The 26982-nt window shown below is 69.9% G+C and carries 22 protein-coding genes; 14 read left to right on the top strand and 8 right to left on the bottom strand.

Translation table 11 applies throughout. The features are described from left to right. Nucleotides 1-19: 19 nt before the first annotated feature. Nucleotides 20-1042, bottom strand: a complete 1023-nt coding sequence (locus tag G9Q41_RS14500; protein WP_242687470.1) for an ABC transporter substrate-binding protein — start codon at nucleotides 1040-1042, stop codon at nucleotides 20-22. A 588-nt stretch (nucleotides 1043-1630) separates the two neighbouring features. Here G9Q41_RS14500 and G9Q41_RS14495 point away from each other — a divergent pair. The 4 genes from G9Q41_RS14495 to G9Q41_RS14480 are packed head-to-tail and all read left to right on the top strand — an operon-like array spanning nucleotide 1631 to nucleotide 7052. Beyond that, the gene (locus tag G9Q41_RS14495; RefSeq protein WP_165632847.1) at nucleotides 1631-5233 is read left to right on the top strand and encodes a nitrate- and nitrite sensing domain-containing protein; all 3603 of its coding nucleotides are present in this window, start codon (nucleotides 1631-1633) and stop codon (nucleotides 5231-5233) included. Then, nucleotides 5230-5658 (top strand): roadblock/LC7 domain-containing protein, encoded by a 429-nt coding sequence (locus G9Q41_RS14490; protein ID WP_017973097.1) that lies wholly within the window; start codon nucleotides 5230-5232, stop codon nucleotides 5656-5658. Before G9Q41_RS14495 ends, G9Q41_RS14490 begins: the two co-directional genes overlap by 4 nt. 31 nt (nucleotides 5659-5689) lie before the next feature. After that, nucleotides 5690-6466, top strand: a complete 777-nt coding sequence (locus tag G9Q41_RS14485) for a DUF742 domain-containing protein (RefSeq protein ID WP_165632848.1) — start codon at nucleotides 5690-5692, stop codon at nucleotides 6464-6466. Beyond that, nucleotides 6447-7052, top strand: coding sequence for an ATP/GTP-binding protein (locus tag G9Q41_RS14480; protein ID WP_092524402.1), 606 nt, complete (start codon nucleotides 6447-6449; stop codon nucleotides 7050-7052). Before G9Q41_RS14485 ends, G9Q41_RS14480 begins: the two co-directional genes overlap by 20 nt. Before the next feature lie 128 nt (nucleotides 7053-7180). Here the strand turns inward: G9Q41_RS14480 and G9Q41_RS14475 are convergent, their stop codons facing one another. Next, on the bottom strand, nucleotides 7181-9490 hold the full coding sequence (locus G9Q41_RS14475; RefSeq protein ID WP_165632849.1) for a helicase-associated domain-containing protein: 2310 nt from the start codon (nucleotides 9488-9490) through the stop codon (nucleotides 7181-7183). A gap of 208 nt (nucleotides 9491-9698) precedes the next feature. On the opposite strand from G9Q41_RS14475, the gene G9Q41_RS14470 reads away from it, so the two are divergent. The 4 genes from G9Q41_RS14470 to G9Q41_RS14455 all read left to right on the top strand — a co-directional run bounded on the left by G9Q41_RS14470 (nucleotide 9699) and on the right by G9Q41_RS14455 (nucleotide 13485). Beyond that, nucleotides 9699-9887 carry a hypothetical protein gene (locus G9Q41_RS14470; protein ID WP_092524400.1) on the top strand — a complete coding sequence of 63 codons (189 nt, stop codon included), beginning with the start codon at nucleotides 9699-9701 and terminating at the stop codon, nucleotides 9885-9887. 284 nt (nucleotides 9888-10171) lie between these two features. Further along, entirely contained in the window at nucleotides 10172-11671 is a 1500-nt protein-coding gene (locus G9Q41_RS14465) for an NAD-dependent malic enzyme (protein ID WP_165632850.1), read from the top strand. A gap of 280 nt (nucleotides 11672-11951) precedes the next feature. Then, on the top strand, nucleotides 11952-12443 hold the full coding sequence (gene moaC / locus G9Q41_RS14460; protein ID WP_092524396.1) for a cyclic pyranopterin monophosphate synthase MoaC: 492 nt from the start codon (nucleotides 11952-11954) through the stop codon (nucleotides 12441-12443). Between the two features lie 49 nt (nucleotides 12444-12492). Continuing rightward, nucleotides 12493-13485: a molybdenum cofactor biosynthesis protein MoaE gene (locus tag G9Q41_RS14455; protein WP_092524394.1), complete on the top strand. Its 993-nt coding sequence runs from the start codon at nucleotides 12493-12495 to the stop codon at nucleotides 13483-13485. A 716-nt stretch (nucleotides 13486-14201) separates the two neighbouring features. Here the strand turns inward: G9Q41_RS14455 and G9Q41_RS22405 are convergent. The 3 genes from G9Q41_RS22405 to moaA all read right to left on the bottom strand — a co-directional run bounded on the left by G9Q41_RS22405 (nucleotide 14202) and on the right by moaA (nucleotide 17356). Then, nucleotides 14202-14870: a transglycosylase family protein gene (locus G9Q41_RS22405; RefSeq protein ID WP_092524392.1), complete on the bottom strand. Its 669-nt coding sequence runs from the start codon at nucleotides 14868-14870 to the stop codon at nucleotides 14202-14204. A gap of 1058 nt (nucleotides 14871-15928) precedes the next feature. Further along, nucleotides 15929-16291: a MoaD/ThiS family protein gene (locus G9Q41_RS14445; protein WP_092524390.1), complete on the bottom strand. Its 363-nt coding sequence runs from the start codon at nucleotides 16289-16291 to the stop codon at nucleotides 15929-15931. Nucleotides 16292-16297: 6 nt separating this feature from the next. Then, on the bottom strand, nucleotides 16298-17356 hold the full coding sequence (moaA, locus tag G9Q41_RS14440) for a GTP 3',8-cyclase MoaA (protein ID WP_165632851.1): 1059 nt from the start codon (nucleotides 17354-17356) through the stop codon (nucleotides 16298-16300). A 184-nt stretch (nucleotides 17357-17540) separates the two neighbouring features. On the opposite strand from moaA, the gene G9Q41_RS14435 reads away from it, so the two are divergent. From G9Q41_RS14435 to G9Q41_RS14415, 5 genes are read left to right on the top strand one after another with little or no spacing between them, the layout of a single operon-like run. Continuing rightward, a complete protein-coding gene (locus tag G9Q41_RS14435) occupies nucleotides 17541-17945 on the top strand; it encodes a helix-turn-helix transcriptional regulator (protein ID WP_092527579.1) in 405 nt (134 codons plus the stop codon). Beyond that, nucleotides 17942-18697 carry a molybdate ABC transporter substrate-binding protein gene (modA, locus tag G9Q41_RS14430; protein WP_092524386.1) on the top strand — a complete coding sequence of 252 codons (756 nt, stop codon included), beginning with the start codon at nucleotides 17942-17944 and terminating at the stop codon, nucleotides 18695-18697. The genes G9Q41_RS14435 and modA overlap by 4 nt, the downstream gene beginning before the upstream one ends. Continuing rightward, on the top strand, nucleotides 18694-19527 hold the full coding sequence (locus tag G9Q41_RS14425; protein WP_165632852.1) for an ABC transporter permease: 834 nt from the start codon (nucleotides 18694-18696) through the stop codon (nucleotides 19525-19527). Before modA ends, G9Q41_RS14425 begins: the two co-directional genes overlap by 4 nt. After that, on the top strand, nucleotides 19520-20692 hold the full coding sequence (locus G9Q41_RS14420) for an ABC transporter ATP-binding protein (protein ID WP_347567544.1): 1173 nt from the start codon (nucleotides 19520-19522) through the stop codon (nucleotides 20690-20692). Before G9Q41_RS14425 ends, G9Q41_RS14420 begins: the two co-directional genes overlap by 8 nt. Before the next feature lie 38 nt (nucleotides 20693-20730). After that, on the top strand, nucleotides 20731-21492 hold the full coding sequence (locus G9Q41_RS14415) for an HAD-IIA family hydrolase (protein ID WP_175455180.1): 762 nt from the start codon (nucleotides 20731-20733) through the stop codon (nucleotides 21490-21492). A 137-nt stretch (nucleotides 21493-21629) separates the two neighbouring features. Here the strand turns inward: G9Q41_RS14415 and G9Q41_RS14410 are convergent, their stop codons facing one another. Together G9Q41_RS14410 and G9Q41_RS14405 are read right to left on the bottom strand one after the other, a co-directional pair. Then, on the bottom strand, nucleotides 21630-22031 hold the full coding sequence (locus G9Q41_RS14410) for a YccF domain-containing protein (protein ID WP_175455097.1): 402 nt from the start codon (nucleotides 22029-22031) through the stop codon (nucleotides 21630-21632). 198 nt (nucleotides 22032-22229) lie between these two features. Continuing rightward, a complete protein-coding gene (locus tag G9Q41_RS14405; protein ID WP_092527567.1) occupies nucleotides 22230-23036 on the bottom strand; it encodes a PhzF family phenazine biosynthesis protein in 807 nt (268 codons plus the stop codon). 149 nt (nucleotides 23037-23185) lie between these two features. On the opposite strand from G9Q41_RS14405, the gene G9Q41_RS14400 reads away from it, so the two are divergent. Further along, entirely contained in the window at nucleotides 23186-24841 is a 1656-nt protein-coding gene (locus tag G9Q41_RS14400; RefSeq protein WP_165632854.1) for an AMP-binding protein, read from the top strand. 155 nt (nucleotides 24842-24996) lie between these two features. On the opposite strand, the gene G9Q41_RS22400 is transcribed toward G9Q41_RS14400, so the two are convergent. Next, entirely contained in the window at nucleotides 24997-26796 is a 1800-nt protein-coding gene (locus tag G9Q41_RS22400; RefSeq protein ID WP_165632856.1) for a phosphatase PAP2 family protein, read from the bottom strand. Nucleotides 26797-26982: the final 186 nt, after the last annotated feature.

The following is a 26982-nucleotide window of genomic DNA, read 5'->3' as shown; positions in this document are numbered from 1 at the left end:
AACTCCGGTCAGGTCGTGATCACTGCTGCTCGTCCGGAGCGTGGAAGAGCATCGACTCGATGTCGAACTCCCCCGAGGGCAGTTCCCCGTTGTTCTGCATGAGGCTGACCACGCTCTTGAGCCTGCTGGCCTCGAGCGTGGACGGGTAGGAGCCGATGGTCACCAGCGAGGCGGTCTTCGGCTCGATCTCGGTGTACTGCGGCAGGAGCTGCTCGACCTGGCTGCGGTCGTCGTTGGCCTCGGCCTGCGCCTTGGCCATCACCCGCTGGAAGTCGGCCGCGGCTTCCTGGTGGTTCTGCACCCAATCGTTGGTGGCCGCGTAGCCGGCGATGGGCATGTTGGCCGTCGGTCCCGAGGTCTGGTCCGCAAGGGTCTGGGCGCCCAGCTGGTTGGCGCGCGAGATGAAGGGCTCGATCACCGAGGCCGCAGCGACGTCGCCGTTGCGCAGCGCGGTGGGCATGTCGGGGAAGTCCATCGTGACGAACTCGACGCTGTCCGGATCGACCCCGTGGGTCTTCAGAGTGGTCCGCGCCGTCAGCTCGTTGAGGTTGCCCCGGGTGTTGACCGCGATCTTCTCGCCCTTGAGGTCGGAGATCTCCTGCGCGCGCCCGTTGGGCATGTGCATCAGCAGGAAGGTGCCCTCCTCGGCCTGGTAGGCGTCGGAGAGGGCCTTGATGTCGGCCGTTCCCTTCTGCTGGGCGCGGATGAACGAGACCCAGTTGCCGAAGGTGATGTCCAGCTCCCCGCTGGCGATCTTGGGGATGCCGCGCGCGCCGCCGGGGATGGTGCTCAGGTTGACCTCGAGTCCGGCGTCCTTGAAGTAGCCCTTCTTCTTCGCCAGGTGGAGCGGGGCCACGTCCACGGCGGGCATGGTGCCGAGGTTGATCGTCGTGCTCCCCGACTCCGAGTTCGCTTCGCCTTCCGAGCCGCTGAGCAGGCCGCAGCCGGAAACGAGGAAGAGACCGAGGCTGGTGGAGAGAGCCAGCGCGGTCCGGAACAACGAGCGGCCTCTCCGGCCGGCTCGCACATCGGATCGAACCATGGTCAGCAATGCTCTTTCGAGTGGTTGGGCAACAGGTTGTTGGACGACGGGATGAGGCAGCTCATTACTTTCACGGTTCCGGTACGAAGAGTCAACAGTGCGAGTTGTTTCGTCCGGAAGAGTTAACGCTGGTTAGTTAACTATTCACATACCGCCGATGCATGACCATGGTCGGAAACGGCTCGGCGCTGATCTGCCGCGGCACGCCGTGTGGTGGCTTATCTCACAATGGCGATGACAAGTCGCTCACCGTACCCGCTTGACCCGGTTATGCCTTCTAACGGGGGAAAACTGGCAATAGTGTGAATAACGCTACGTATAGCGCCCCACTTTTCCGATCGTGGTGCTCGTCAGTACGCTGATGCTGCCCGCGGGAGTCGCGCAGCCCCGGATTCCCGGGGGAGTGGGTTCGGGACGCCAGGGTGGCGACCATCCCCTGAGCTGCACATCCCGTGTTTTGATGCCGTCAGTCCATCGACGGAACGGCACGTGCCCGTAACTGTCGGAATGAGGAAGCCACGAGTGGCCGGAGGAAACAAAGGCCCCGATCGGTCGACCGGGAGGGGATCCGCGGATTCGCACCCGCTGATGACGGGTGGGGAAACCGCCACCGCGAGCGATCAGGGTGTGGTAGGGGAAGCACCCTCTGCGAGCAGCAGCGGCGGTCCGGCCGACGAGCGCGCCGAGAACCGGCCCTCCGGCGGGCTGCGCATGCGCAACTGGCGGTTGCGCACCAAGCTGCTCGTGGTCCTGCTGGTGCCGACGGTGGCGGCCATGGTCTTCGGGGCGTTCCAGGTCGCCTCCGACTACAACCAGGCCCAGCAACTGCTGAAGATTCGCGAGCAGGTGACGCTCGACACGAGCGCGGACGAGGTCGTCCAGGAACTGCAGCGCGAGCGTGACCTCACTGTGGCCCACATCGCGGCGGGGCGTAACGGCGACCGCAGCCAGCTGGTCGAGCAGCGCAACGCCGTCGACGATGCGGTCGCGGGGCTGCGCAACGCCGTCGAGCAGGCCGAGCAGGCGAACCGCGACCAGCTCGTGGAGCCGTACCGCCAGGCCCTGGAGAGGCTGGACCGGCTGCAGGCGCTGCGCACGGTCACCGACGAGACCTCCTATCCGGCCACGGCCGCGCTGCGCGCTTACAGCGACTCCGTGGACAACCTGATCAACCTCGGGGAAAGGGGTGTGACGCGGATCAACAACCCCGAGGTCTCCCAGCTCTACCTCGCCACCAACGCGATCGCGCGCGCCAAGGAGCAGGAGTCGGTCAAGCGCGCCCGCCTGCTCGCCGCCATGGAGAGCGGGGAGTTCGAAGTCAACGGACAGCGCCAGCTGCTCACGGCCGACGCCGGGCTGCGCGCGGCGATGGAGGACTTCCGCAAGTGGGCCGACAACAGCCAGATCCAGACCTACGAGGACACGGTCGCCGGGCTGGCCGTGGACAAGGCGCACTCCCTGGAGGAGACAGCGCTGGTCCGCGCGCAGGAGGGCGAGGGGATCGGCAACCTCGATCCGCAGGAGTGGATGCGCAGCTCCACCGAGCTGGTCAACCGCACCTACCAGGTCGAGCAGCAGCTGCGTGACCAGCTGCAGAACAAGACGGACAGCCTCGCGGGCGCCGCGCGGACCCAGACCTACGTCGCGGTCGTGGTCGTGCTGTCGGTGCTGATCCTGGCCATCGCGATCGCCCTGTTCGTGGCGCGGTCCCTGCTGCTTCCGCTGCGCACGCTGCGCCGTTCCGCGCTGAACGTGGCCGACAACCGGCTCCCGGAAGCCGTGCAGTCCATCCTCGACGACGAGAATCCGGACCTGGCCACCCGCAGCGGCATAGACCCGATCCCGGTGCACACCACCGAGGAGATCGGCAGGGTGGCCCGTTCCTTCGACGCCGTGCACGCGCAGGCACTGCGCCTGGCCTCCGAGCAGGCCCTGCTGCGGAACAACGTGAACGACCTGTTCGTCAACCTGGCCCGGCGCAGTCAGACGCTGGTGCAGCGCCAGCTCTCGTTGATCGACCGGCTGGAGCAGGACGAGCAGGACCCGGACCAGCTCAGCCAGTTGTTCGAGCTGGACCACCTCGCGACCCGGATGCGGCGCAACAACGAGAACCTGCTGGTCCTCGGTGGGACCGACCTCACCCGCAGGACGGTGCGCCCGGTGCCGCTCGCCGAGGTCATCGGCGCGTCGGTCTCCGAGGTCGAGCAGTACGCACGCGTGGCGATCGGGGAGACCCCGGACCTGGCCATGCAGGGGCGCGTGGTCAACGACATCGTCCACCTGATCGCCGAGCTGCTGGAGAACGCGACCGTCTACTCCAACCCGGACACCGAGGTCAGCGTCCGGAGCGCCTACCGCAGGCAGGAGCTCGTGCTGGAGATCCGGGACCGCGGGGTCGGTGTGGACGTCGAGCAGCTCGACGAGATCAACGACCGGCTGGTCCGTCCTCCGGACATCGACGTCTCCGTCTCCCGCCGCATGGGGTTGTACGTGGTCGGGCAGCTCGCCCGCAGGCACAACGTCACGGTGGAGCTGGAGAACAACGACGACCTCGAGGGCGGTGCGACCGCCACGGTTCGGTTGCCGGGCGAGCTGATCGTGCAGCTCACTCCGAACGGCCCCATGCCGATGCCGGACGTCCCGCGCGACGACCAACCGCGGGAGGGCAGTACCGACACGGGAGCCCACTCCGGTCTCGCCGCGGCCTTCGGCGCGGCGGGCGACCGCAACCAGCTCGAGCACCGGTCGGGGGCGGACAGTTCCTCCGCCCAGGAGAGCGCGGAGCAGCGGGAGTTCGACGACCCCGACTCGGGGGAGCACTACTTCCCCGAGCAGGACGCCGAGCAGCAGGGCGCCGAGCAGCAGGACGCCGTCGTCGAACCGCCGAACTACTCGGTCCAGCTGTCCCCGGGAGAGGCCTACGGGGCCGCCGAGGTCCCCCTGTGGGAGGACCGGAGCGGCTCGCTCGAGGACTCCGGGCCCCCCGTGAGCGAGCCGGAGCGCTCCGAGCGCGGGTGGCCGGACTCGGACTGGTCCGCCATGGGGTGGCCCGATTCCGATGCCACGGCGGAGCACGCGGTCGGGGGCGACGCCACGGACTACCAGGGTCAGTGCGGCCCCCCGCCCGGTGTGGGCGAGGCCGCGGACCTGTTCCAGAGTCCGTTCGAACCGGAAAAGACCGACTACATGTCCTGGCCGGACCAGGAGCCGGAGTCCCGCGAAGCCGCGGGCGAACCGGCTCCGGAACCGACCGAGCAGTGGCAGGAACGGGCGGCACCCCCGCTCGGGAGCGGTCCACCTCCCGGCAGCACGTCGGAGGCGGACGACGCTCCCACGGAACGTCTGCCCATCTACGAGGCCGTGCTGTCCCAGTGGTTCCGGGAGGAGGACGAGGAGCAGGCCCCGGCGGCCGGCATGTCCGCCTTCGACCGGAACACGGACCTTCCGTCCGACTCCGAGCTCGTCGACGACGCCATCGGCTGGTCGGCGGGCGGTTCGGCCGGTGGTGCCTTCGAAGGAGGCGAGGTGCCGTACCGTGATGGTTACTCACCGGTGGCGTCGGGGACCCTCGACGGAGGCGGGCAGTTCCCGGACAGCCGGCACACGAACGGTTACACCGAATCGCACCGGGGGGACTTCCCACCGGAAACCCGTGCGGAGGAGGAGCAGCATCGATCGGCAGCACCTCGTCCGACGTCGTCCGCAGCGGACGGTGAAGCGAGTGCACGGGGGCCGAACGAGCACTCGTCCAACGGGGCCGAGAGCGGCTCGGCTCCCGGAAGCGGCCCGGCCGGCGCGATGCAGGCCTTCTCCGGGCGCAGGGCCGCGACACGTGAGCAGCGCAACCGGGCCGCCGACGCGCGCCAGGCCGGACACGACCCGGGCTGGGGTGCCGGTGACGAAGGCTGGGAGGCCGCCGAGGCGCTCGTGCAGCGGACCGAGCAGGAACCGGAACAGACCTCGGCGGGGTTGCCCAAGCGCAAGCCCAAGTCGCATCTGGTTCCCGGATCGGCCGCACAATCGCAGTCGCAGGCACCGAGCAAACCGGCCGTACCGCGGTCTGCTTCCGCCGTGCGTGGGAGAATGTCCAACTTTCAGCAAGGTGTCCGGCGTGGCAGGCACGCCAAGGTCGAACCCGATTCGGCCGAACAGTCCCGCTCGATTCCGAGCCGTCACGAGGAGCAGGAGTGACCGGGTCCGTCCAGCAACCCATGAGCAGCAACAGTTTCAGTTGGCTGATTACCGACTTCGTGCGTCGGGTGCCCGGCGTAGCGCACTCGGTCGTGGTCTCCGCGGACGGCCTGCTGCTCGCAGGCTCCCAAGGTTTGCCACGTGACCGCGCCGAGCAGTTGTCGGCCGTCGCATCAGGTCTGGTCAGCCTCACCCAGGGTGCGGCGCGATGCTTCGAGGCCGGCGACGTCACCCAGACCGTCGTCGAGATGGAGCAGGGCTACCTGTTCCTGATGTCGATCAGCGACGGTTCCTGCCTTGCCGTGTTGGCAGCGCCCAATGCCGACATCGGCTTGGTCGCCTACGAGATGACCCTGCTCGTCGAACGCGTGGGGCGCCAGCTCACCCCGGAGCTGCGTGCTCAGTTGCAGGGGATGGGTCGATGAGATCAGCCTCGGCTGACGTTGGGAGCTCATTATGAGCGAGGGGGCCAACCCGAACTGGGACGGCGACCTGTTCCGTCTTTACGGTCAGCGCACAGGAGCCGACGACTGGCAGGACGACTTCCTCGGCGGTCCTCGGGGTGGGGGCCCCGGCGACCACCCCGCCCGAGGAGGGGATCAGGACAGCACGGAGGAGTACCAGCGCGGACTGTTCGGCGGTCCGGGAGCGGACCTGTTCGGGTCCGATCGCGACGGCTCCGGCGCCGAACCCGGTGACCGCGGTGCGGAACCGGAGCGCGGTGGACCCGAACGGCCGGGACCGGAGCGCGGGGGAGCGGACGGCGGCCCCGTGTCGATGCCGTCCATCTCGCAGCCGATGTCGCCGCTGTCCCAGTCGATGCCGTCGCTGTCCTCCTCCATGCCGTCCATCCCGGGGCAGGACGGTGCCGCCCCGGAGGGCGACTCGGAGGAAGCGGGCTCGCTGATGCGGCCGTACGCCCGCACGCGCGGTCGTACTCGGACCGAGTACGAGCTCGCGATCGAAACACTGGTTTCGACCAGCGAGCGGGGGCGTGCCCAGAGTGCTCAGGCCAGTCCCGAGCACCGGTCCATCTGCAATCTGTGTACCGATGCGCGCTCGGTCGCCGAGATCTCGGCCCACCTGCGGTTACCGCTGGGCGTGGTGCGGGTGCTGATCGGCGACATGGCCGGCTTAGGCCTGGTCGAGATTCACGAGAGTGGAATGGTCGTGGGCGACCGGCCTTCCATGGAGTTCTTGGAAAGGGTGCTCAGTGGGCTTCGCAAGCTCTGATCCCCACGCGGCGGCCGGCGACGGTGCGGGCAAGACTTCGACGAAGATCGTGGTCGCAGGCGGCTTCGGGGTCGGAAAGACTACACTCGTCGGTTCGGTCTCCGAGATCCTTCCGCTGACCACCGAAGCGGTCATGACCGAGGCCAGCGTGGGCGTCGACGACCTGACCGCGACCCCGGGAAAGGTGACCACGACGGTCGCCATGGACTTCGGCAGGGTCTCGCTGGACTCCGAGCTGATCCTCTACCTGTTCGGGACCCCGGGCCAGCACAGGTTCTGGTTCATGTGGGACGACCTGGTGCGGGGAGCGATCGGTGCCGTGGTGCTGGTCGACACGCGCAGGCTCGCGGACGCCTTCGCCTCGATCGACTTCTTCGACGACCGGCAGCTTCCCTACGTGGTCGCGGTGAACACCTTCGACGGGGTGCTGCACCATCGTCTCGAGGACGTCCGCGAGGCGCTGACCATCGACGAGTCCGTCCCGATCCTCGGCTGCGACGCCAGGGACAAGGAGTCCACGAAGAACACGCTGATCACCCTGGTGCAGCACGCCATGAAGCAGCGCATGGCCACTTCGCAGAGCTGAGGTCGGACGCGGCGCAGCGGAACCCGAGCGGGGCCGGGCGCACGTGGTTCCGCGCGGAAGCGCTCCCCGCCGGAGGTGTTCCGGAAGCGGCGGTTCCGCGCGAGACGCGCCCCGGCCCCCAGCGGTCGCTAGCCCTCCACGACCGCCACGGACGTGATCCTGTGCAGCGGGAAGTTGCCCAGCTCCTCGCGGGACGTGTCGAAGCCCTGCAGGACCCCGCTGCCGACGCTGACCGGCTGCACGATCCGCTGCGTCGAACCTCCCTGGGTGTCCACGAAACCCAGCCACACGCTGCGCCCGTTCCTGGCCGCGTCGCGGAGCAGCTCCAACGTCGCGTTCGCGCTGGGACGCCCCTTCTCGGGGGCCAGCGTGTTGCCCCGCACGTTCGCTGCCTGGTCCCCGGCGCGCAGCGTGCGCACCCGCTCGGCGAGCTGCTGCTCGTTCGGGTGTCCGGGACCGCTCGGATCGGCGGGACGCCCCCCGTACCTGCCGCGCCCCCGGATCCGCCGGGCGCTGGGCCGCAGGTCCAGCACACCGCCGTCGGCCCCCTCGGCGACCGGTGAGTAGCCCGCCGCGCGCAGTTCGTCGACCAGCTCCTCCAGCGGAAGCGGACTGATCAGCACCGTGGGGGCGATCCGGCGCAGTGCGAGACCACCGAGGTCCGACCTGCCGAGCACCTCGGTCAGCACCACGGGGTCCTCGCAGCGCAGGAACGACGAGGCCGTACCGGCGCGGAGCCTGCCGTGCCTGCGGGCGGTGTCGTCGATGAGGTAGCTCAGCCCCTGCGGGATCGGGGTCCTGGAGCGCGTCCGGAACAGCTCGTGCAGCTGCTCGCTGCTCCGCCCCGCGTCCAGCGCCCTGCGCACGCTCGCCTCGCTGATCCGGTACACGGTGGCGCTGCCCGCCGATTCGACGTCGGCGACCAGGTCCATCTCCCCGGCCAGCTCGGGTTCGAGCCTGCCCGGGGCGACGATCGTCAGGTCCGCCTGGACCAGCACGTGGTCCACCGGATCCGGGATCGCGCGGCCCATCACCTCGGACGCGGCGTTCTCGTCCCCGGCCAGCAGGGCGCGTCCCCCGGAGGTCAGCCCACCGGCAGCCACCACGCCGAGAGTGATCCCCTCGGACAGCGTCCAGTGCACCGTCTCGTCGCGCAGCGAGCCGCCGCGCCGCGGTGCGCGCCAGGCCAGCACGGCGGCGACGTCGGCGTCGCGTCGCACCCCGTGACCGGAGGGCTGCTCGTCCAGGAGCTCCAGCACGCGGCGGCGCTCCCCGGACGCGTTGGGACGCCGCAGCCCCTCGGACAACGGGCCCAGCAGCCGTCCCCGCTCGTCGCGGGCCCCCATGAGTCCCGGAAGGCGGGGCAGGTCGAGCCAGGAGGCGGCGAGCGCTGACCAGCGCTGCTCGGGGGAGCAGGCCAGCCACGTGTCGGCCCGGACGGTCGGGACCCACTGCGGGTCCTCCTCGCCGCTGGTGTCCACGAGCCCGGCGGCCACCACCAGCTCGGCCAGCAGCGCGGCGCGGCTCTCGGTGATGTTGAGCTCCTTGGCGGTGCGGCGCACGTCGCGCACGGCGATGCCGCCGGAGCGCAGCACGTCCGGCGGGTCCTGCCCCCAGGAGTCGAGCAGCAGCTCGACGTGCCTGTTCAGCTCGAGGAGCTCACCCGAGGCGGCGCCGTCGATCCGCTCCTGCCCGTGCTCGGTGAGTTCCAGGGTCGGTTCCGCGGTCTCGACCTCGCCCATCGGGTGTTGCGGGCCGCGCGCGGCCAACCCGAGCTGCCTCGGCAGCTCCACCGTCTCCTCGTCCCGGCGCAGCAGCAGCCCCCGGTCGAGCAGTCGCTGGATCGGAGTGGGGCGCTCGCCCCGTTTCGCGTCCCGGCGGACTTCCCCGGTGCGTCCGAGCGGGGAGGCTCCGGCGAGCTTGTCCACCACCCGGCGCTCCTCGTCGTCCAGTTCCCCCAGCAGCTCGTGCGCGCGTTGCTCGGACAGGTCCGCAGCGGGAGCCCCGAGCCCGCCGGGCTGGGCGCGCGTCGTCTCCCGGACCGTGGACACCATCCGGAGCGAATCCTGCCCGCCCCACACGAGGGCCCGCGCGCGCAGCACCTCGAGTCGGGAGATCACCTGCTGCTCGGTGACGTCCTGCCCGAGGAACTCGGCGAGACGCCGCACCGTCACCTCGTGCTCGTCCGCGTCGAGCAGCACGAGCGCTTCGAGCGCGGTGAGCGTGAACGAGTCGAGGTCCTCGCAGGCGCGCGCCACCGAGGCGCGCGCCATCGCGCGGTTGGCGAGCACCGCGGCGTCAGTGGGCGGTGGTGTGGCCAGGTCGGGGCGCAGCCGGAGCAGCTCGAGCAGCTGCTCGTCGTCGGAGGCACGCAGCGCTCGGGCGAGCGACTCGGCGTGGTGCGCCGGCGGATCCTGCGACGCGGAGTTCGGGGGCATCGCCTCCAAGATACCCGTGCCCTCCCGCGGTGGGGCGACGTGTGATATGCGGCTCCTCCGGTGAGGGGGCGGCGGCCTGCGGCCGCGGAGGTTCAGGCAAACTGGTCGGTGGACGAGCAGGCTTGGGAAGCTCTTCGTGCGGCAGGGGACGCCGGAGCGCCCGGGGACGCGACGAGATCGTGGGAATGGTCCGGTAAAGGAGGTTGGCGTGGCCGACGCGAACAAGTCCAAGAACGAGCGCATCGACCCGGAATGGCCGCACGAGGGTGATGAGCACCCCGTCAGCGAGTTCCTGGCCGATCGACAGGGGCCCATGTCGCCCTTCGGTGACGTCACCTTCCCGCTGTCCGAGGACGTGCTTCCCTACGAGCACCCGCACACCGAGATCAACAAGTGACCGGTCCCCGCTGACCGGTGCTCGCTGACCGGTGCTCGCCGGTCGTGCTGACGGTTGGTCGGGATTCTCCCGCGGCGCGAGTCGCGCCGAGAAGCACTCCCCGGCCAACCGGCGCCGCCGGCAACCACTCGCGCCAAGCGGACGGAAAATTTTCGGAAATCGGGCCGCGTGCCGGAAATCACCCGCGCCGGAACGGTGGGGTGGCAGTACTTCCGCGGTGTTGAGTTCTACTCTCGGTCGGGCCACAGGGTTTCGCGAGAGCTCATCACTGACAGAGGTGCTACATGCCGGTTCCAGGTCCGGGTTATTCGATCACCGTTCGCGTCGAGGCTCCCCCCTCGGCCACAGCGGCCGGTGATCTGACCACGGCGGTCGGCCGTACGGGCGCGGTGATCACGGCGTTCGACGTGGTCGAATCGCACGCCGACCGCATAGTGGTCGACATAACCTGCAACTCGTTGTCGGCGGACCACGCCGACGACATCACCGAGGCGCTCGAAGCGCTGCCGGGGGCACGGGTCCGCAAGGTCTCCGACCGGACCTTCCTGGTCCACCTCGGCGGCAAGATCGAGGTCAGTTCCAAGGTGGCCCTGGCCAACCGGGACGACCTCTCCCGCGCCTACACCCCGGGAGTCGCCCGGGTGTGCACGGCGATCGCCAAGAATCCGGAGGACGCGCGGCGGCTGACCGTCAAGCGCAGCTCGGTCGCCGTTCTCACGGACGGCTCAGCCGTCCTCGGCCTCGGCAACATCGGCCCCGAGGCCTCTCTGCCCGTGATGGAGGGCAAGGCGGCGCTGTTCAAGAAGTTCGCCGGCGTCAACGCCTGGCCGGTGTGTCTGGACACCCAGGACACCGAGGAGATCATCCGGGCCGCCGAGCTCATCGCCCCGGCCTACGGCGGGATCAACCTCGAGGACATCGCCGCGCCGCGCTGCTTCGAGATCGAAGCTCGGCTCCGGGAGCGGTTGAACATCCCGGTCTTCCACGACGATCAGCACGGCACCGCGATCGTGGTGCTCGGTGCGCTGCGCAACGCGCTGCGCGTGGTCGACAAGGACCTGTCCGACTGCCGCGTGGTCGTGTGCGGCGTGGGGGCGGCCGGGTCGGCGATCATCCGGCTGCTGCGGCAGAAGAGCCCCGCCGACATCGTCGCGGTGGACGTCGACGGGATCGTGCACGATGCCAGGGGCGACACCGACGAGCACCTGCGCGCCATAGCCGCCGAGACCAACGCGGAGGGGCGCACCGGAACCCTCGCCGACGCCGTGCGGGGGTCCGACGTGTTCATCGGGGTCTCCGCGCCGAACCTGCTCAGCGCGGAGGACGTGGCCACGATGAACGACGACGCGATCGTGTTCGCACTGGCCAACCCCGACCCCGAGGTGGACCCGCTCGAGGCCCGCAAGCACGCCGCGGTCGTGGCCACCGGACGCAGCGACTACCCGAACCAGATCAACAACGTGCTGGCCTTCCCCGGGTTCTTCCGCGGTCTGCTGGACGCGCACGCGCACGAGATCACCGACGAGATGATGCTGGCCGCGGCCAACGCGATCGCCGACGTGGTGGACAGCAACGACCGGGTCAACGCCTCGTTCATCGTTCCGAGCGTGTTCGACAGCACCGTCTCGCCCACCGTGGCCGAGGCGGTCCGTCGGGTGGCCGTGTCCGGGGAAGAGGCAGGCGGTGGCGGAAGCCAGGGCGGGGCGGCCGGCTCCTCCGCGGCGCCAGCGGGAGTTCCCGGATTCGCCGACATGGGCGACATGGAGGCCGAGGCCGAATTCTGATCTCTCGTAGAGTGCACGGCTCGGAGTGAGTGCTCGCTCGGCTGGGTCGAGCGTCGGTAGGTGGCGTCAGCCGCTTTCGCCCACCTACGCAGTCGGCACCGCCGGGGGTTCTCAGTCTCGGGTCTCGCGAGGACGGTCCCGACGTTGTGTAGGTGGCTACCCGATGTCGGGGCACCCGCAGCGAGACCCCGACTGAGGTTCCCCCACGGAACCACCCGAGCAAACCGAGCCGTGCACTCTGACGGACAGAGCTGTGAACACCAACGAGTAGCCTCGGCCCATGGCGTCAGAGCAGGAACTCACCCACGTGGACGAATCCGGTGCCGCGCGGATGGTCGACGTGGGCGACAAGGAAAGCACCGCGCGCCGCGCAGTCGCCTCCGGCACACTGCGCACCACGCCCGAAGTGGTCACACGGCTGCGCGGGGACGACCTCCCGAAGGGCGACGCGCTCGCGACCGCCCGCATCGCGGGGATCATGGCCACCAAGCGCACCTCCGACCTGGTCCCGCTGTGCCACCCGATCGCCATAGCGGGGGTGGACGTGGAGCTGACCACGGCCGAGGACCGAGTGGACATCACCGCGACCGTGCGCACCACCGACCGCACCGGGGTCGAGATGGAGGCGCTGACGGCAGTGACCGGTGCCGGGCTGGCGCTGCACGACATGGTCAAAGCCCTGGACCCCGCCGCCGTGCTCGACGGAGTGCGCGTGGAACGCAAGGAAGGCGGCAAGACCGGGCTGTGGGTCCGGGACGACGCGCGGGGATGATTGGGCCCGTCGACACGCCAACCGTGATCACGCGCAGGGAAGGGCACCCATGACCGAACGACACGCCCGGGTGATCGCCGCTTCGAACCGTGCCGCGGAGGGAACCTACGAGGACCGCACCGGCCCGATCATCGTCGCCTGGCTGCGGGAGCGCGGGTTCCGGGTCGCCGACGCCGAAGTGGTTCCGGACGGAACTCCGGTGCGCGCCGCACTGGAACGCGCGGTCGAGGCCGAGGTCGAACTGGTGCTGACCACGGGCGGAACCGGCATCAGCCCCACCGACCGCACCCCCGAGATGACGGCGGAACTGCTGGACTTCTCGATTCCCGGGCTGGCCGAAGCGCTGCGCACGGCCGGACTCCCCGAGGTCCCCACGGCGGTGCTCTCGCGCGGTCTCGCCGGGGTGGCCGGGGGAACGCTGGTGGTGAACCTGCCCGGCTCCCGCGGCGGAGTGCGGGACGGGCTCGGTGTGCTGGACGGCGTGCTCGAACACGCGCTGGACCAGGTGCGCGGCGGGGACCACCGACGTGCGACTTCCCCCGCTCCCGAGGTGGCCACCCCCGAGAGCACCGCTTCCGCGGCCGCCGGGGAAGCGTCGGACACCGGCAACTGCGCCACCGCAGTGGTCTCGCGGGCGGCGATGACCGAGGAGACCGTCGACGTCGCCCAGCTGGAGCGCGCAGTGCAGCACAGCTCGGCAGGAGCCGTGGTCACCTTCGCGGGAGCCGTGCGCGACCACGACGGCGGCCGCGGCGTCCGCGAGCTGGAATACACGAGCCACCCCTCGGCCGCGGAAGTGATCCGCGAAGTGGCCGCGGACGTGGCGTCCCGCTCCGAAGGAGTGCACGCGCTGGCGGTGGAACACCGCACGGGAGTGCTGCGGATCGGCGACGTCGCCCTCGGCTGCGCCGTAGCGGCCGAACACCGCAAGCAGGGCTTCGACGCCTGCTCCGAGCTCGTCGACGAAGTGAAACGGCGGCTTCCGGTGTGGAAGCGCCAGGTTTTCGAGGGTGGACAAGAGGAGTGGGTCAACTGCCCTTAGGGGCTTTGCGGCGGCTCGCTCTGCGTGGCGGTGCGGGTGGCGGAACCTCAGTCGGCGCCCGGCTGCGGGATCCTCGACATCGGGTAGCGACCTACACAACGTCGAGGCTGTCCTCGCCGGGCACTCGACTGAGAACCCGCGGCGGTGCCGACTGCGCAGGCGCATCGCGCCCGCATTGGGGTGGGGCTTTTTCGGGGACTGGCTTGTCGTAGGGGGTGCGTGACCGAACCTCAGTCGGGGTCTCGCTGCGGGATCCTCGACATCGGGTAGCGACCTACACAACGTCGAGGCTGTCCTCGCGAGACCCGTGACTGAGAACCCCCGGCGGTGCCGATTGCGCAGTGGGTGCCGAGTGACTGCTTCCCCTCGGGAGGAGAGCTCCGGGCTCACCTGCGGGGCTGTGTGCAGCGGTGAATCGCGATGGGGATTTGTGCGGGACGGGGGAGGTGAAAGCCTCCCGGTGGTTCGTGAGCGGGTGCTCTGAACCGTTCACGGGGATGGAACGGGGCCCCGCCGCTGGGGGAAGGCGGCGGGGCCCCGAGCCTCGGGAGTCCTCAGCGCGACGGCCCGAGCGGGTGCGGGGACGACCGTGTCGACCGTTCCGCCGGGCAGGGCGTCCGGTTCACGGATGAGCACCACGCTGCTCGGTCCGAGCACCCACCCCGGGTTCCGTCGCGGGAGGACAGCTGGTGAACGCGGTTCGGGGCCGCGTCCGATCAGCGGATGTCGAGCTGCTGCCCGGGGAAGATGAGGTCCGGGCTGTCCAGCACGTCGTTGTTGCGCTCGAAGATCTCCTGGTAGTTCACTCCGAACTTGTCGCCGATGCCGCTCAGCGTGTCACCGGACTCGACGGTGTAGTCGGCACCGTTGGAGCGCACGCTGGCCTCCTGGGAGGAGGAGCTCCGCTGAGAGACCTCGGCCTGCTGCTCACCCGAGTCGCTCTGCTGCGAGGGCTGACTCTCGGTCGTGGCTTCACCCTGGGAGGAGCCGCCGGAGACGTTGCCCGTGCCGCTCGTGCTGCCGCTGACCCAGTTGGTCTTGGCGGTGCAACCGGGCCAAGCACTGGGGCCCTGGGCGGCGAGCACCTTCTTGGCCACGGCGATCTGCTCGGAACGGGTGGCCTTGTGCGCGTTCGAGGCGTACTGGTCACCGCCGAAGGCGGACCAGGTCGAGGGAGTGAACTGCAGGCCGCCGTAGAAGCCGTTTCCGGTGTTGATCTGCCAGTCGCCGCTGGACTCACACTGGGCCAACTCGTCCCAGTCAGCCGCGCTCGCCGGGGTGGCAACCGCGAGCGGTGTGGCGACCACGGCACCCGCGATGGCCACTCGTGCGGCGTTTCGGGTGAAATTGGAAGACTTGCGGTGCTTGCCCTTGTAACGAGCCATGTCCCTCTCTCCTGCCGCGCTTGCGGGAGTTCCCGGAACCGTGTTCGGGCGTATTCCGGTGGATTCCTCGGAACCCGTGTCATCCGTGGAGCTTCGGGGCACCCCACGGATTCCCGTCCCTGCCCGGTCTCGTTTCGTTCGGGGGTAGGAAGCCCGCCGGGCAGGGATCGGCGCTGCGGGCTTCCCCTGTTTTCGTTGATCCGGCCGGTTCGGGGCCGACCGATGGGAACAGTACGTAATCAAGCAAGCGAACGGAAACTTAATGGAATGTGACGCTAGTCACAGTAACGTGTACCCCGGGGGGTGCGATCAAGGGTATTTATGCAGCGCACAGCGTCGTTATCAACTTGTTTCCTCGTCGATATCGATCACTCGCGGTGAGGTGTGGCTCACTCTTCAGCGCTGGGGTCGAAAGCCCGTTACATCCGGTGTTACGTCAGATTTGCCATTTTTTCGGACCGAGTTCGCAGGTTCAAGGCTTTCACGAACTCGTTACACATCGCAGGTTCATGGTCGCGAAACGTATCCGAAAAGGGTTCATCGGGTGATCCTTCACCCATTTGGAGAATGGTTGGAGTTCGCGGCCGGTTCCATGCGGGAGAAGGCGCTGTAAATCACGCAACCGAGTGAGAGCAACACGCCGTGCCATTAAATTGTGTGTCGCTCGTTCCGAGCGCGGCTCGCTTCGCACGAGACTCCGTCAGCACAGCCGATACGAGTCGCCACGATCGGTACGGGCAGCAGTGCCCGGACGAGATCGCGACGATCGAGTACCCGCGGGACGGCAGACCACGGAGAAGCCGGGGGACGGAACCGGCGAACCGGTACGGCGGTCCAAACCCGTGAAACCGATCATACCCGAGGGTGGATCAAGCCTCGATCACGGGGATCACCGTGTTGCTGATCCTTTCGGGCGACACGCCGCTGTTCTCCCAGGGCCGGACGTCGGGAACAGGCGCAGGAGCGGGGATCCCACCACCCCGGACAGACCGGACTCACCTCGGACAGGCCGGGAGCACGTCCCGCGGGAACCGTTCTCCGCGTGGTCGTCCGGGTGCTCAGCCACCCGCGAAGGGCGGAAGCACGTCGAACTCCGCTCCGTCGGCCACGGGAGCGCTGTCCTCGCGCACCGCGACCCCGTCGACGAGGAAACCGCAGGCCGCCATCACGCGGGCGAGAGCGTCGTCGTGCGAGTCGAGCACGGTCCGAACCACATCGGCGACCGTCACCGGTGTCGTGTCAGCGGCCGCGGCGGGAAGTACCCGCACCCACTCCTCCGACACGCCGGCGGCGGCCCGGGCCCCGGCGAAGTAGCGCACCAGCACCGTGGCGGTACCGGTGTTCGTGGTGGCAGCGTCCTCCGCGGAAGGGGCGGCGGCCGCCCCAACGGAGGAGTCCGGTGTGTTCCGCTGCGAGTCCAAGGTCGACTACCCGCCGATCGAACTCATCGGGCGCGCGGGCTGGACGAAGTCCTCCCTGTCCATGCCGTGCCCGGCCGCCTTCGCCCACATGGTCTCCCGCCACAGGGTGGCCAGCTCCGCGTCGTCCACGCCCTCGCGCATCGGCTCACGCAGGTTCGTCTCCGTCTGGGAGAACAGGCAGGAGCGCAACTGTCCGTCGGCCGTGAGCCTGGTGCGATCGCAGGTCGCGCAGAACGGCCTGGTCACCGAGCCGATCACCCCGACGGTGGCCGGTCCGCCGTCCACCAGCCAACGCTCGGCCGGAGCCGAGCCGCGCTCGGCCGTGTGCGGGGTCAGCGAGAACTCCTCGCCGAGCAGCCGCAGGATCTCGTCCGCGGTGACCATCTCGTTCCGGTCCCAGCCGTGCTGCGGATCCAACGGCATCTGCTCGATGAACCGCAGTTGGTAACCCCGGTCCAGGCAGTAGCGCAGCAGGTCGCAGGCCTCGTGGTCGTTGACGCCGCGCAGCAGGACGGAATTCACCTTGACCGGTTCCAGTCCGTGCTCCTTCGCCGCCTCGAGGCCGGCGATCACGTCCTCGAAGCGGTCCCTGCGGGTCAGACCGTGGAAGGTCTCGCGGTCCAATGTGTCCAGCGAGATGTTGACCCTGTCCAGTCCGCTCTCGGCGAGCTGCTCGGCGAACCTGCCGAGGTTGATCCCGTTGGTGGTCAGCGAGGTCTTGGGGGCCTCCGGCAGTGAGCTGGTGGCCGCGATGATGTCCACCAGGTCCTGGCGCAGCAGTGGTTCCCCGCCGGTGAAGCGCACATTGGTGATCCCCAGCTCGCGCACCGCCAGTCTGATCAGACGGGTCATCTCAGCGGTGTCGAGCATCTCGGATCGCTTCATCCACGGCAGGCCCTCGGCGGGCATGCAGTAGGTGCAGCGCAGATTGCACTTGTCGATCAGGGACACCCGTAGGTCGGTCGCGACGCGTCCGAAGCGGTCGACCAGGTACGGCGTATCCGGGCGCGCCGACGTGTCGACAGTTCGGCGGGCAACCGGGATGCCCAGGTCTACGGAAGTCACGCCCCGACCCTAACTCTCCGGACGGGGTTGATTCGATCGCACGAGCGGGTTTTCGTAGCTTCAGGTCCGGACGATCTCGTCCGGACCGCCCCGTTCGGAGAAAGGCACGAAAAACCCCGCGAAACCGCTGCTGCGGGAACGAACCCCTGGATCTTTCCGCACGAGCGGTCCTAACGTGGCCGTCGTGCCGCAGTACCGGATTTCCGAAGTCGCCGAGCTGGTCGGCGTCAGCGACGACACCGTCCGCAGGTGGGTGGACGACGAGCGGTTGTCCGCCGAGCAGGACCCCTCCGGACGGCTGGTCGTCGAGGGCTCGGAGCTGGCCGAGTTCGCGCGGGCCAGAGCCACATCGACACCGGATCCCTCCGGGGTGGAGCGCTCGGCGCGCAACCGCTTCGTCGGTCTGGTGACCGAGGTCGTCTCCGACAGGGTGATGTCGCAGGTCGAGCTGCAGTGCGGCTCCCAGCGGGTCGTCTCGCTGATGAGCACGGAGGCCGTGACCGAGATGGGGCTGCGGCCGGGAGTGCTCGCTGTCGCCGTCGTCAAGTCCACGGCGGTGGTGGTGGAAAAACCCGGAGGTGGGAGATGAGGAATTTCCGCGGACTCGCGCTGGCGCTGCTCGCGCTGCTGCCCGCCGTGGCGGGGTGCGGAGCGGAAGGTGGGGACGAGGACACGCTGACCGTGCTGGCAGCCGCTTCGCTGACCGAGTCCTTCCGCGAGATCGGGGAGCGCTTCACCGAGCAGAACCCTGAGGTGGAGCTGCGGTTCAACTTCCAGGGGTCGTCGATGCTCGCCGAGCAGATCAGGCAGGGCGGCGCGGGTGACGTCTTCGCCTCGGCCAACGCCGAGATGATGGACAAGGTGCGGCAGGCCGGTGCGGTGGTGCGCGGGCCGGAGACCTTCGCCACGAACCGGCTGACCGTGATCACCCCACCGGATGATCCGGCCGGGATCGCCTCCTTCTCCGACCTCGCGCAGCCCGGAGTGTCGGCCGTGGTCTGCGCTCCCCAGGTCCCGTGCGGTTCGGCGGCCGAGGGCGTGGAGCGGAATTCGGGCGTGCGGCTGCACCCGGTCAGCGAGGAGGACGACGTCAAGGACGTGCTGCACAAGGTCACCTCGGGTGAGGCCGACGCCGGGCTGGTCTACGTCACCGACGCGGTCGCCGCGGGTGACCAGGTGCGGCGGGTGGAGATCCCCGAGGGCGACCAGGTGACCAACGAGTACCCGATCGCGACCCTCGAGGGGAACGGCGACCGGAGCGCGGCCCGGCGGTTCACCGACTTCGTCCGCGGGCAGCAGGGCCGCGAGATACTTCGGCGCCACGGGTTCGGGGCGCCGTGAGCGGGAGCCCCTCCCCGCCGACGCGGCGGAAGCAGTCCTCCGAGCGCGCCGCGGGGGTGCCCGCGCCGCTGTGGCTGCCCGCCGCGTGCGCGCTGGCGCTGATCGTGCTTCCGGTGCTCGGCCTGTTCGCCCGCGTGGACCTGTCCGGGCTGCCCGCGCTGCTGACCAGCCCGGCGGCCCTGTCCGCCCTGGAGCTGTCGTTGCGGACCGCGGTGACCGCGACGCTGCTGTCCGTGCTGCTCGGAGCTCCGCTGGCCGTGGTGCTGGCCCGCGCGCGGTTCCCGGGCACGCGCCTGCTCCGCGGGGCCGTGCTGCTCCCGCTGGTGCTCCCTCCCGTGGTGGGAGGGCTGGCACTGCTCTACCTGCTCGGGCGCACCGGACCTGTGGGGGAGCTGTTGGACGAGTGGTTCGGGCTGACCATCCCGTACACCACGACCGCGGTGGTGCTCGCCCAGACCTTCGTGGCGATGCCCTTCCTGGTGATGGGACTGGAGGGGGCCCTGCGCGCGGCGGGAACGGAGTACGAGCGGGTCGCGGCGACGCTGGGCGCGGGCCCGTGGTTGACCTTCCGCAGGGTCACCCTGCCGATGCTGCTGCCCGCGCTGGGCTCGAGCCTGGTGCTGACGTTCGCCCGGGCGCTGGGCGAGTTCGGGGCGACTATAACCTTCGCGGGCAGCCTGCGCGGCACCACCAGAACTCTGCCGCTGGCCGTCTACACCGAGGCCCAGGCCGATGTGGACGCCGCGGTGGCGATGTCGCTGCTGCTGGTGGGGATAGCCCTCGTCGTGATTCTCGTGGCCCGTCCGGGAGGAGTGAGCGGCCGTGGCTGAGGAAGGCGAGCCGCCCCCGCGGGGGCGGCGGAGCGGCGAGGTGGGCGACGGCGCCTCCCGCGCCGGTGCGGAGCCCGCCGAGGGGCTGTCCGCGGAGCTGCGGGTCCCCCGGTCGATGTTCACCCTCGATGTGGACCTGCGGGTGCCCGCGGGCGAGGTGCTGGCCGTGCTCGGGCCGAACGGGTCGGGCAAGTCGACGCTGCTGTCCGCGCTGACCGGGAGCGTGCTCGTCGAGCGGGGGCGCGTGCGGTTGCGCGACCGCACCTGGCTGGACACGGGGCGGGGGGTCGACCTGCCCACGCACCGCAGGTCGGTGGGGCTGCTGGCCCAGCGCGCCATGCTGTTCCCGCACCTGTCCGCCCTGGACAACGTGGCGTTCGGGCCGCGGGCGGCGGGAACGCGCAAGAGCGGGGCCAGGAGGATCGCCCGGGACTGGCTGGAGCGACTCGGCCTGGGCGAGCTCGCCGGACGCGCTCCCGCTCGCCTGTCCGGGGGACAGGCGCAGCGAGTGGCCTTGGCGCGGGCGCTGGCAGCCGAGCCCGACGTGCTGCTGCTGGACGAACCCCTGTCCGCCCTGGACGTCGACGCCGCCCCGGCGATGCGCGGTCTGCTGCACCGGACGCTGGCCGCCCAGCGCGCTCCCTGCGTGCTGGTCACCCACGACGTGCTGGACGCGGTGGTGCTGGCTGACCGGGTGGTGGTGCTGGACGAGGGCGGTGTGGTGGAACGCGGGCGCACCGGCGACGTGCTCTCCAGGCCGAGGACCGCCTTCACCGCGCGGATCGCCGGGCTGAACCTGCTCGCGGGCAGGGCGACCGAGCGGGGAGTGGAGCTGGCCGGGGGCGAGTTGCGCGGTCACGTGGTCGAGAGGGTCGAACCCGGCGCTCCCGCCGCCGCGACCTTCTCCCCGGCGGCGGTGGCCGTGCACCGCGCCAGACCGGAGGGCAGCCCGCGCAACGTGCTCGCGGTCCGGCTGGTGGGCGTCGAACCCCGCGGGGACGCGATCAGACTGCGCGGCGAGCACGGCCCGCCCGGATCCGGTGCCGCGCTCGCTGCCGACGTGACCCCCTCCGCCGTGGCGGAGCTCGGTCTGGGCACGGGTGAGGAGGTTTTTTTCGCGGTCAAGGCGACCGAGGTGGCCGTACACCCGGTGTCGGATGGATGATCGAGGGCGTGACTGAGGTATCTCCCTGGACTTATCTGATGGACATGGACGGCGTGCTGGTGCACGAGGAGCACATGGTTCCCGGTGCCGACGCCTTCCTGAACGATCTGCACGAGAACGGACTGCCGTTCATGGTGTTCACCAACAACTCGGTGTACACCAGGCGTGACCTGCGGGCACGGCTGTTGCGGAGTGGTCTGGACGTGCCGGAGTCGTCCATCTGGACCTCCGCGCTGGCCACGGCGCAGTTCCTGGACCAGCAGCGCCCCGGGGGCTCTGCCTTCGTGGTGGGCGAGTCCGGGCTGACCACGGCGCTGCACAACATCGGCTACGTGCTCACCGACCGCGAACCGGACTACGTGGTTCTGGGCGAGACCCGCAGCTACAGCTTCGAGGCGATCACCAAGGCCATCCGGCTGGTGGAGAGCGGCGCGCGCTTCATCGCCACCAACCCGGACGAGAAGGGCCCCAGCCGAGAGGGGACGCTGCCGGCCACGGGAGCTGTCGCGGCGCTGATCGAGCGGGTGACCGGCAGCGAGCCGTACTACGTGGGCAAGCCGAATCCGCTGATGATGCGCTCGGCCCTGCGCGAGATCAGGGCGCACTCCGAGAACACGCTGATGATCGGGGACAGGATGGACACCGACGTGCGTTCGGGGCTGGAGTCCGGCCTGCAGACGATCCTGGTGCTGTCGGGGATCTCCGGGCAGCACACGGCCGAGCTGTTCCCCTACCGCCCCACGCGGGTCATCAACTCCGTGGCGGACCTGGTCGGCCGGGTCGCGAACCCGTTCGACTGATCGGTGCGCCGTCCCCGGAGGGGCGTGGGTGCTTCGGTCGGCGGCACCTCCCGTCCGCTCGTGCCCGCGGGTCGAAATGTCCCCCGCGGAGGCCCGTTCCGGCCCGCGTCCTGCGGGGCCGGGTGCGTGCGCTCGGGTCAGGGGCGTGGGAGCAGGGCGTGCGCGTCGTCGGTGTCGACGATGCGCTTGCCGAGCGGGAACAGCGAGACGGGGACGAGTTTGAAGCTGGCGAGCCCGAGGGGGATGCCGATGATCGTCACGCACATGGCGACCCCCGTCACGATGTGACCGATGGCCAGCCACCAGCCCGCGAGGACTACCCAGAGCACGTTCCCGATGGTCGAGAACACCCCCGCCCCGTTCTCCTCGAGCAGTTGCCGTCCGAACGGCCACAGCGCGAAGTTCGCCATGCGGAACGAGGCGATCCCGAAGGGGATGCCGATGATCGTCACGCACAGCAGGATCCCGGCGAAGGCGTAGCCGATCGCCATCCAGAGTCCGCTGAGCACCAGCCAGACGATGTTGAACAACAGTCGCATGACACCACACTGCCAGTGGGCGAGGCGGAACGAATCGGGGAAATTCCCCCAGATCGATCGCCGGGGGAGCGCAGCGCTCGGTTCGCCCCCTCGAGTGGTCGCGAAGCGGCTGGTCGCAGCACGAGTGGCCGCAGCGCGAGTGATCGCTTGCCCGGCAACCAGCGCGAGCCGCGAGCACCTGCTCGGTCCGCCCGGGAGCTACCGGGCGAGCGGTGCGCCCGCTCCGGCGGACAGCTCTCCGCCGAGCACCGTGACGGCGTGGCCTGCCAGCGCCACCCGGTCCCCGCGCAGGCTCATCCGCACGAAGCCCCCGCGCGGGGAGGCCTGCTCGGCGAACAGCTCGGTGCGGCCGATCCGGTCGGCCCACCAGGGGGCGAGCGCGCAGTGCGCGGAGCCGGTGACCGGGTCCTCCGGCACGCCGACCGCCGGGGCGAAGAACCTGCTGACGACGTCGACGCCGTCACGGTCGCCCCGCGCCGTCACGGTGATCCCGCGTCCGGGCACATCGGCCAGCGCGGACATGTCCGGGCGCAGCTGACGCACCAGCGAGGCGTCGGAGAGCTGGACGATCAGGTCGAACTCGCTGCGCGCGAGGTGATCGACGTGCTCCTCGGCCCGTTGGCCCAGCGCGGGCAGCACCTCGGTCTCCTCGCTCGCCGAGCACGGTTGGGCGGGGAAGTCCAGCTCGATCATCCCGTCGTCGCGCACCGAGCAGCCGAGCTCGCCGCTGCGGGTGTCGAACCGCTGCTCACCGCCGAGCACGTGCGCGGTGGCCAGCGTCGCGTGTCCGCAGAGGTCGACCTCGGTGGTGGGGGTGAACCAGCGCAGCGGTTTGGCCTCGTCCGCGGGGCCTCCCACGACCACGAACGCGGTTTCCGAGTGGTTGAACTCGGCGGCCACGTGCTGCATCCACGTGCTGTCGGCCGGTTCGTCCAGCAGGACCACCCCGGCAGGGTTGCCAGCGAACGGCTGGTCGGTGAAGGCGTCGACGACGTAGGCATCCACGATCACGATGCTAGTAGGGCGGCCGTGGTTCGGTCTGCGGCCGCCACCGCCCGATGCGAGCGGGATTCGTCCCCGGGCTCGACTGCTCCGTTCGTCTGAGCAATCATGTGGTTTCGAACACAACGGCGTGGCTCGATCGGGAGGTAACGGTGCCGGAGACCGGACACGGCGAATCGACGGGGGCGCCCGCGCAGCGCAGCTATGCTTCCGGAACCTCGGACGTCGCGCTGCTCGGCGACACGATCGGAGCCAACCTGCTGCGCACGGCCGAACGCTTCCCGGAGCGGGACGCGCTGGTCGAGTTCGCCACGGGACGGCGCTGGACCTACCGGGAGTTCGTGGCCGACGTGGATTCCCTCGCGCTGGGGCTGCTGGCGGCGGGCATCGCCAAGGGCGACCGGGTCGGCATCTGGGCGCCGAACAGGGCAGAGTGGGTGCTCGTGCAGTACGCCACCGCCCGGATCGGTGCCATCCTGGTCAACATCAACCCCTCCTACCGGGTGCACGAGCTGGAGTACGTGCTCAACCAGGCCGGGGTCCGGATGCTGGTCGCGGCCGAGCGGTTCAAGAGTTCCGACTACGTGGACATGGTCGAACGGGTCCGACCGCGTTGCGCCGCGCTGGAGCAGGTCGTGTTCCTCGGCGGCGATCGGTGGGCCGAGCTGTTCGACACCGACTCCGACCGGGGAGGACTGGTCGAGGTGGAGGACGGGCTCTCCGCCGATGATCCCGTCAACATCCAGTACACCTCGGGCACGACGGGCTTTCCCAAGGGAGCGACCCTGTCGCACCACAACATCCTGAACAACGGGTTCTTCGTCGGTGAGCTGTGCGGATACACCGCGGACGACCGCGTGGCGATCGTGCCGCCGCTGTACCACTGCTTCGGAATGGTCATGGGCAATCTGGCGTGCACGAGCCACGGCGCGACCATGGTGCTTCCCGGCGAGGGCTTCGAGCCCGCGGCCGCGCTCGGCGCGGTCCAGGCCGAGCGCTGCACCTCCCTGTACGGGGTGCCCACGATGTTCATCGCCGAGCTCGGGCTGCCGGACTTCGCCGACTACGATCTGAGTTCGCTGCGCACGGGGATCATGGCCGGATCGCCGTGTCCGGTCGAGGTGATGAAGCAGGTCATCGAGCGGATGGGCATGGCCGAGGTCGCCATCTGCTACGGGATGACCGAGACCTCGCCGGTGTCGGTGCAGACCAGGGCCGACGACTCGTTGGAACGGCGGGTCTCGACCGTAGGGCGGGTGGGTCCGCACCTGGAGGTCAAGATCGTGGATCCGGACACCGGGCTCACCGTCCCGCGCGGTGTGGCCGGGGAGCTGTGCACCCGGGGGTACTCGGTGATGCTCGGCTACTGGGAGGAGCCGGACAAGACCGCCGAGGTGATCGACTCCGCGCGCTGGATGCACACCGGCGATCTGGCCGTGATGGACGAGCACGGCTACGTGAGCGTCACCGGACGCATCAAGGACATGATCATCCGGGGCGGGGAGAACATCTATCCCCGCGAGGTGGAGGAGTTCCTGTACACGCACCCGGACATCTCGGACGCGCAGGTGATCGGAGTTCCCGACGAGCGCTACGGCGAGGAGCTGATGGCGTGGGTGCGGCTCCGCGAGGGGGCCGCGGAGCTGACGACCGAGGCGCTGCGGGAGTTCTGCACCGGCAGCCTGGCGCACTACAAGATCCCGCGCTACGTGCACGTGGTCGAGGAGTTCCCGATGACGGTGACCGGCAAGGTGCGCAAGGTGGAGATGCGGGAGCAGGCGGTGCGCATGCTCGGGCTGGAGGCGTGACGAGCCGTCCCTCAGGGTGAGCCAATTTTGCCTGTAACTGGGAGTTGTCCGCAGGATCCCGGCGAGCCCGACGGTGCCCCGTGCCCGCGCCCCGCCCCGGCCTCAGCCGGGCCGGGGGGCGAACCGGCGCGCCGCCGGGCACGGCTCAGAGTCGCTCAGAGTCGGATCGTGACCGCGTGCTCGGAGTGCACTGCGTCCACGCGCCGCCCGTTGAGACGGACCTCGGCGAACCGCCCGGTGAGGTGCCGCGCCCGCAGCACCGTGTGGTGCCCACCGAAACGTCCCTCGTCGGTGGTGACGTCGAGCGTGGTTCCGTCCTCGATCCGGGCCGTGCCGTCGACGGAGACGGGAGTGCCCAGCACCGTCCCCAGTCCCGTTCCCCGGGCCAGGACGAGATCACCCCTGCCCAGTCCCGACTTGGAGGCCGCGACCAGCTTGCCGCCCTCGACGCGGGTTCCGCCGCGGTAGGAGTTGTCGCCGCGCAGCACCAGAGTGCCGCTGCCGGACTTGATCAGGCCGCCACGGCCGCCGATGTCGTTGCGCCACGTGTCGTGCGCGTGGAAGCCGCCGCGGGCCGCGTCCATGCTCACCCGCACCGTTCGTGCGAACTCGCCGAATCCGTCGGCGGCGGTGAACAGGTCGAGCCGCCCCCACTGCTCCGGGCCGTCGAGCAGCGGGTAGCCGGCCGGAAGCGCGGTGGACTCGAGCACCGCGCGTCGTGCCTCGGCGGGCAGGTACGGGAACCTGGTCTCGAGCAGCACCTCGGCGCCCTCGGGCGCGCGCAGGGGGCTGTGGGCGTGCCGGTCGATCGGCGACAGGTAGGTCAGCCGCGGAATGGTCCGCTGCCGGTTGGCCTCGCGGTCGCCGTAGGGGTCCTCACCGGAGTGCGCCGCTTCGTAGAGGTCGTCGTTGCCGGTCACGGCGGTGAAGTACTCGACGGCCCGCTCGCGCGCCGCCGCCTTGATCTCGGCGTTGACCGGGTCGGCGAGGATCCCGGCTGCCAGCGCGGTGCCCAGGATGCGCCCGCCGACGACGCCGACCGGCGAGTGCATGCCCGCCACGATCCGGGTGTGCCCGAGGTCGGTGGCGGCGACCACCAGCTCCTGGTAGCGCTCGGGGACCGCGTAGGCCAGTCCGAGCGCGGCCAGCCACCCGGCGTTGGTGTGGCCGCTGGGGTATCCGCCGTCCTCGGCGGGGTTCCTACCGCGCTGGCGCAGCAGCTGCGGCGCGACGACGACCTTCGAGTCGTAGACGGGGAAGCCGAACTCGTCGACCCGGCCCGTGTCGACCACCTGGCTGCGGGCGTTGAGCCGCCAGGGGCGCGGGTAGTCGAAGGCGTACTTGGACGGGTTGCTCGAGGAGTGCGGCCCGCGCACCGTGTGGACCAGCCGCGCCACCGGTCCGAGCTCGGAGCTCTCCGAGCCGGCACCGAGCGCCGAACCCGGCGGGGCGTCCTCGGGCAGCGAGTCGGAGATCTCGCCGGACGGGGTGCCCTCGGGGGCGGTGACGATCGAGGTGACCGCCTTCGCACCTTCGCGGTAGGCCTCGGCCAGCGGGCCCAGACCCGCGATCATCGAGTAGCTCTTGTGGCGGCGGTCGGCGATGAAGGCCTGCTTGGCCTCCTCCTCGGTGCGCTGCCGGGTGACCCGCTCGCTGTAGCGGATGTTCTCGCGCAGCACCTTCGGAGCCAGGACGGTGCCGTTGTCCCACTCCGTGCCGGTGCGCCAGAGCTCGCTCATGCCCGACAGGGCGCGGACGGCGGCGTTGGACTCGGGGGTGAGGTTGTCGGTGCTGTTGGTCCGGTACGCGTCGATGAACGGTGCGAAGCCGGAGCCGGAGGTCGCTCCGGAGGCCGTGCCCGTGCCGGTCGGCGATAACGCCCAGACGGCTGGCGTGGCCGCGGCGACGGCGGCACCGCGCAGGAAGTTGCGGCGATCAACGGGAAAACTGGACATGGCCGAAAAGGCTCGTCCCGTTCGTCGACCGCGCGGTAAACGCGGCATGGCCTCGTGCGGAATCCGAGAGCACGGTGTCACAACTTCGGGGAGAGGCTGGAAAACGGTATCCCGACCATCGCTTCGAGTTCACCCGCAGGTCAACCAACGCGTGCGACAACTGACCAGGTCACGAGAGTTGCTGCT

Source organism: Actinopolyspora sp. BKK2 (assembly GCF_011291845.1).
GTDB classification, from domain to species: domain Bacteria; phylum Actinomycetota; class Actinomycetes; order Mycobacteriales; family Pseudonocardiaceae; genus Actinopolyspora; species Actinopolyspora saharensis.
This window is presented reverse-complemented; position numbering and strand designations above follow the sequence as displayed.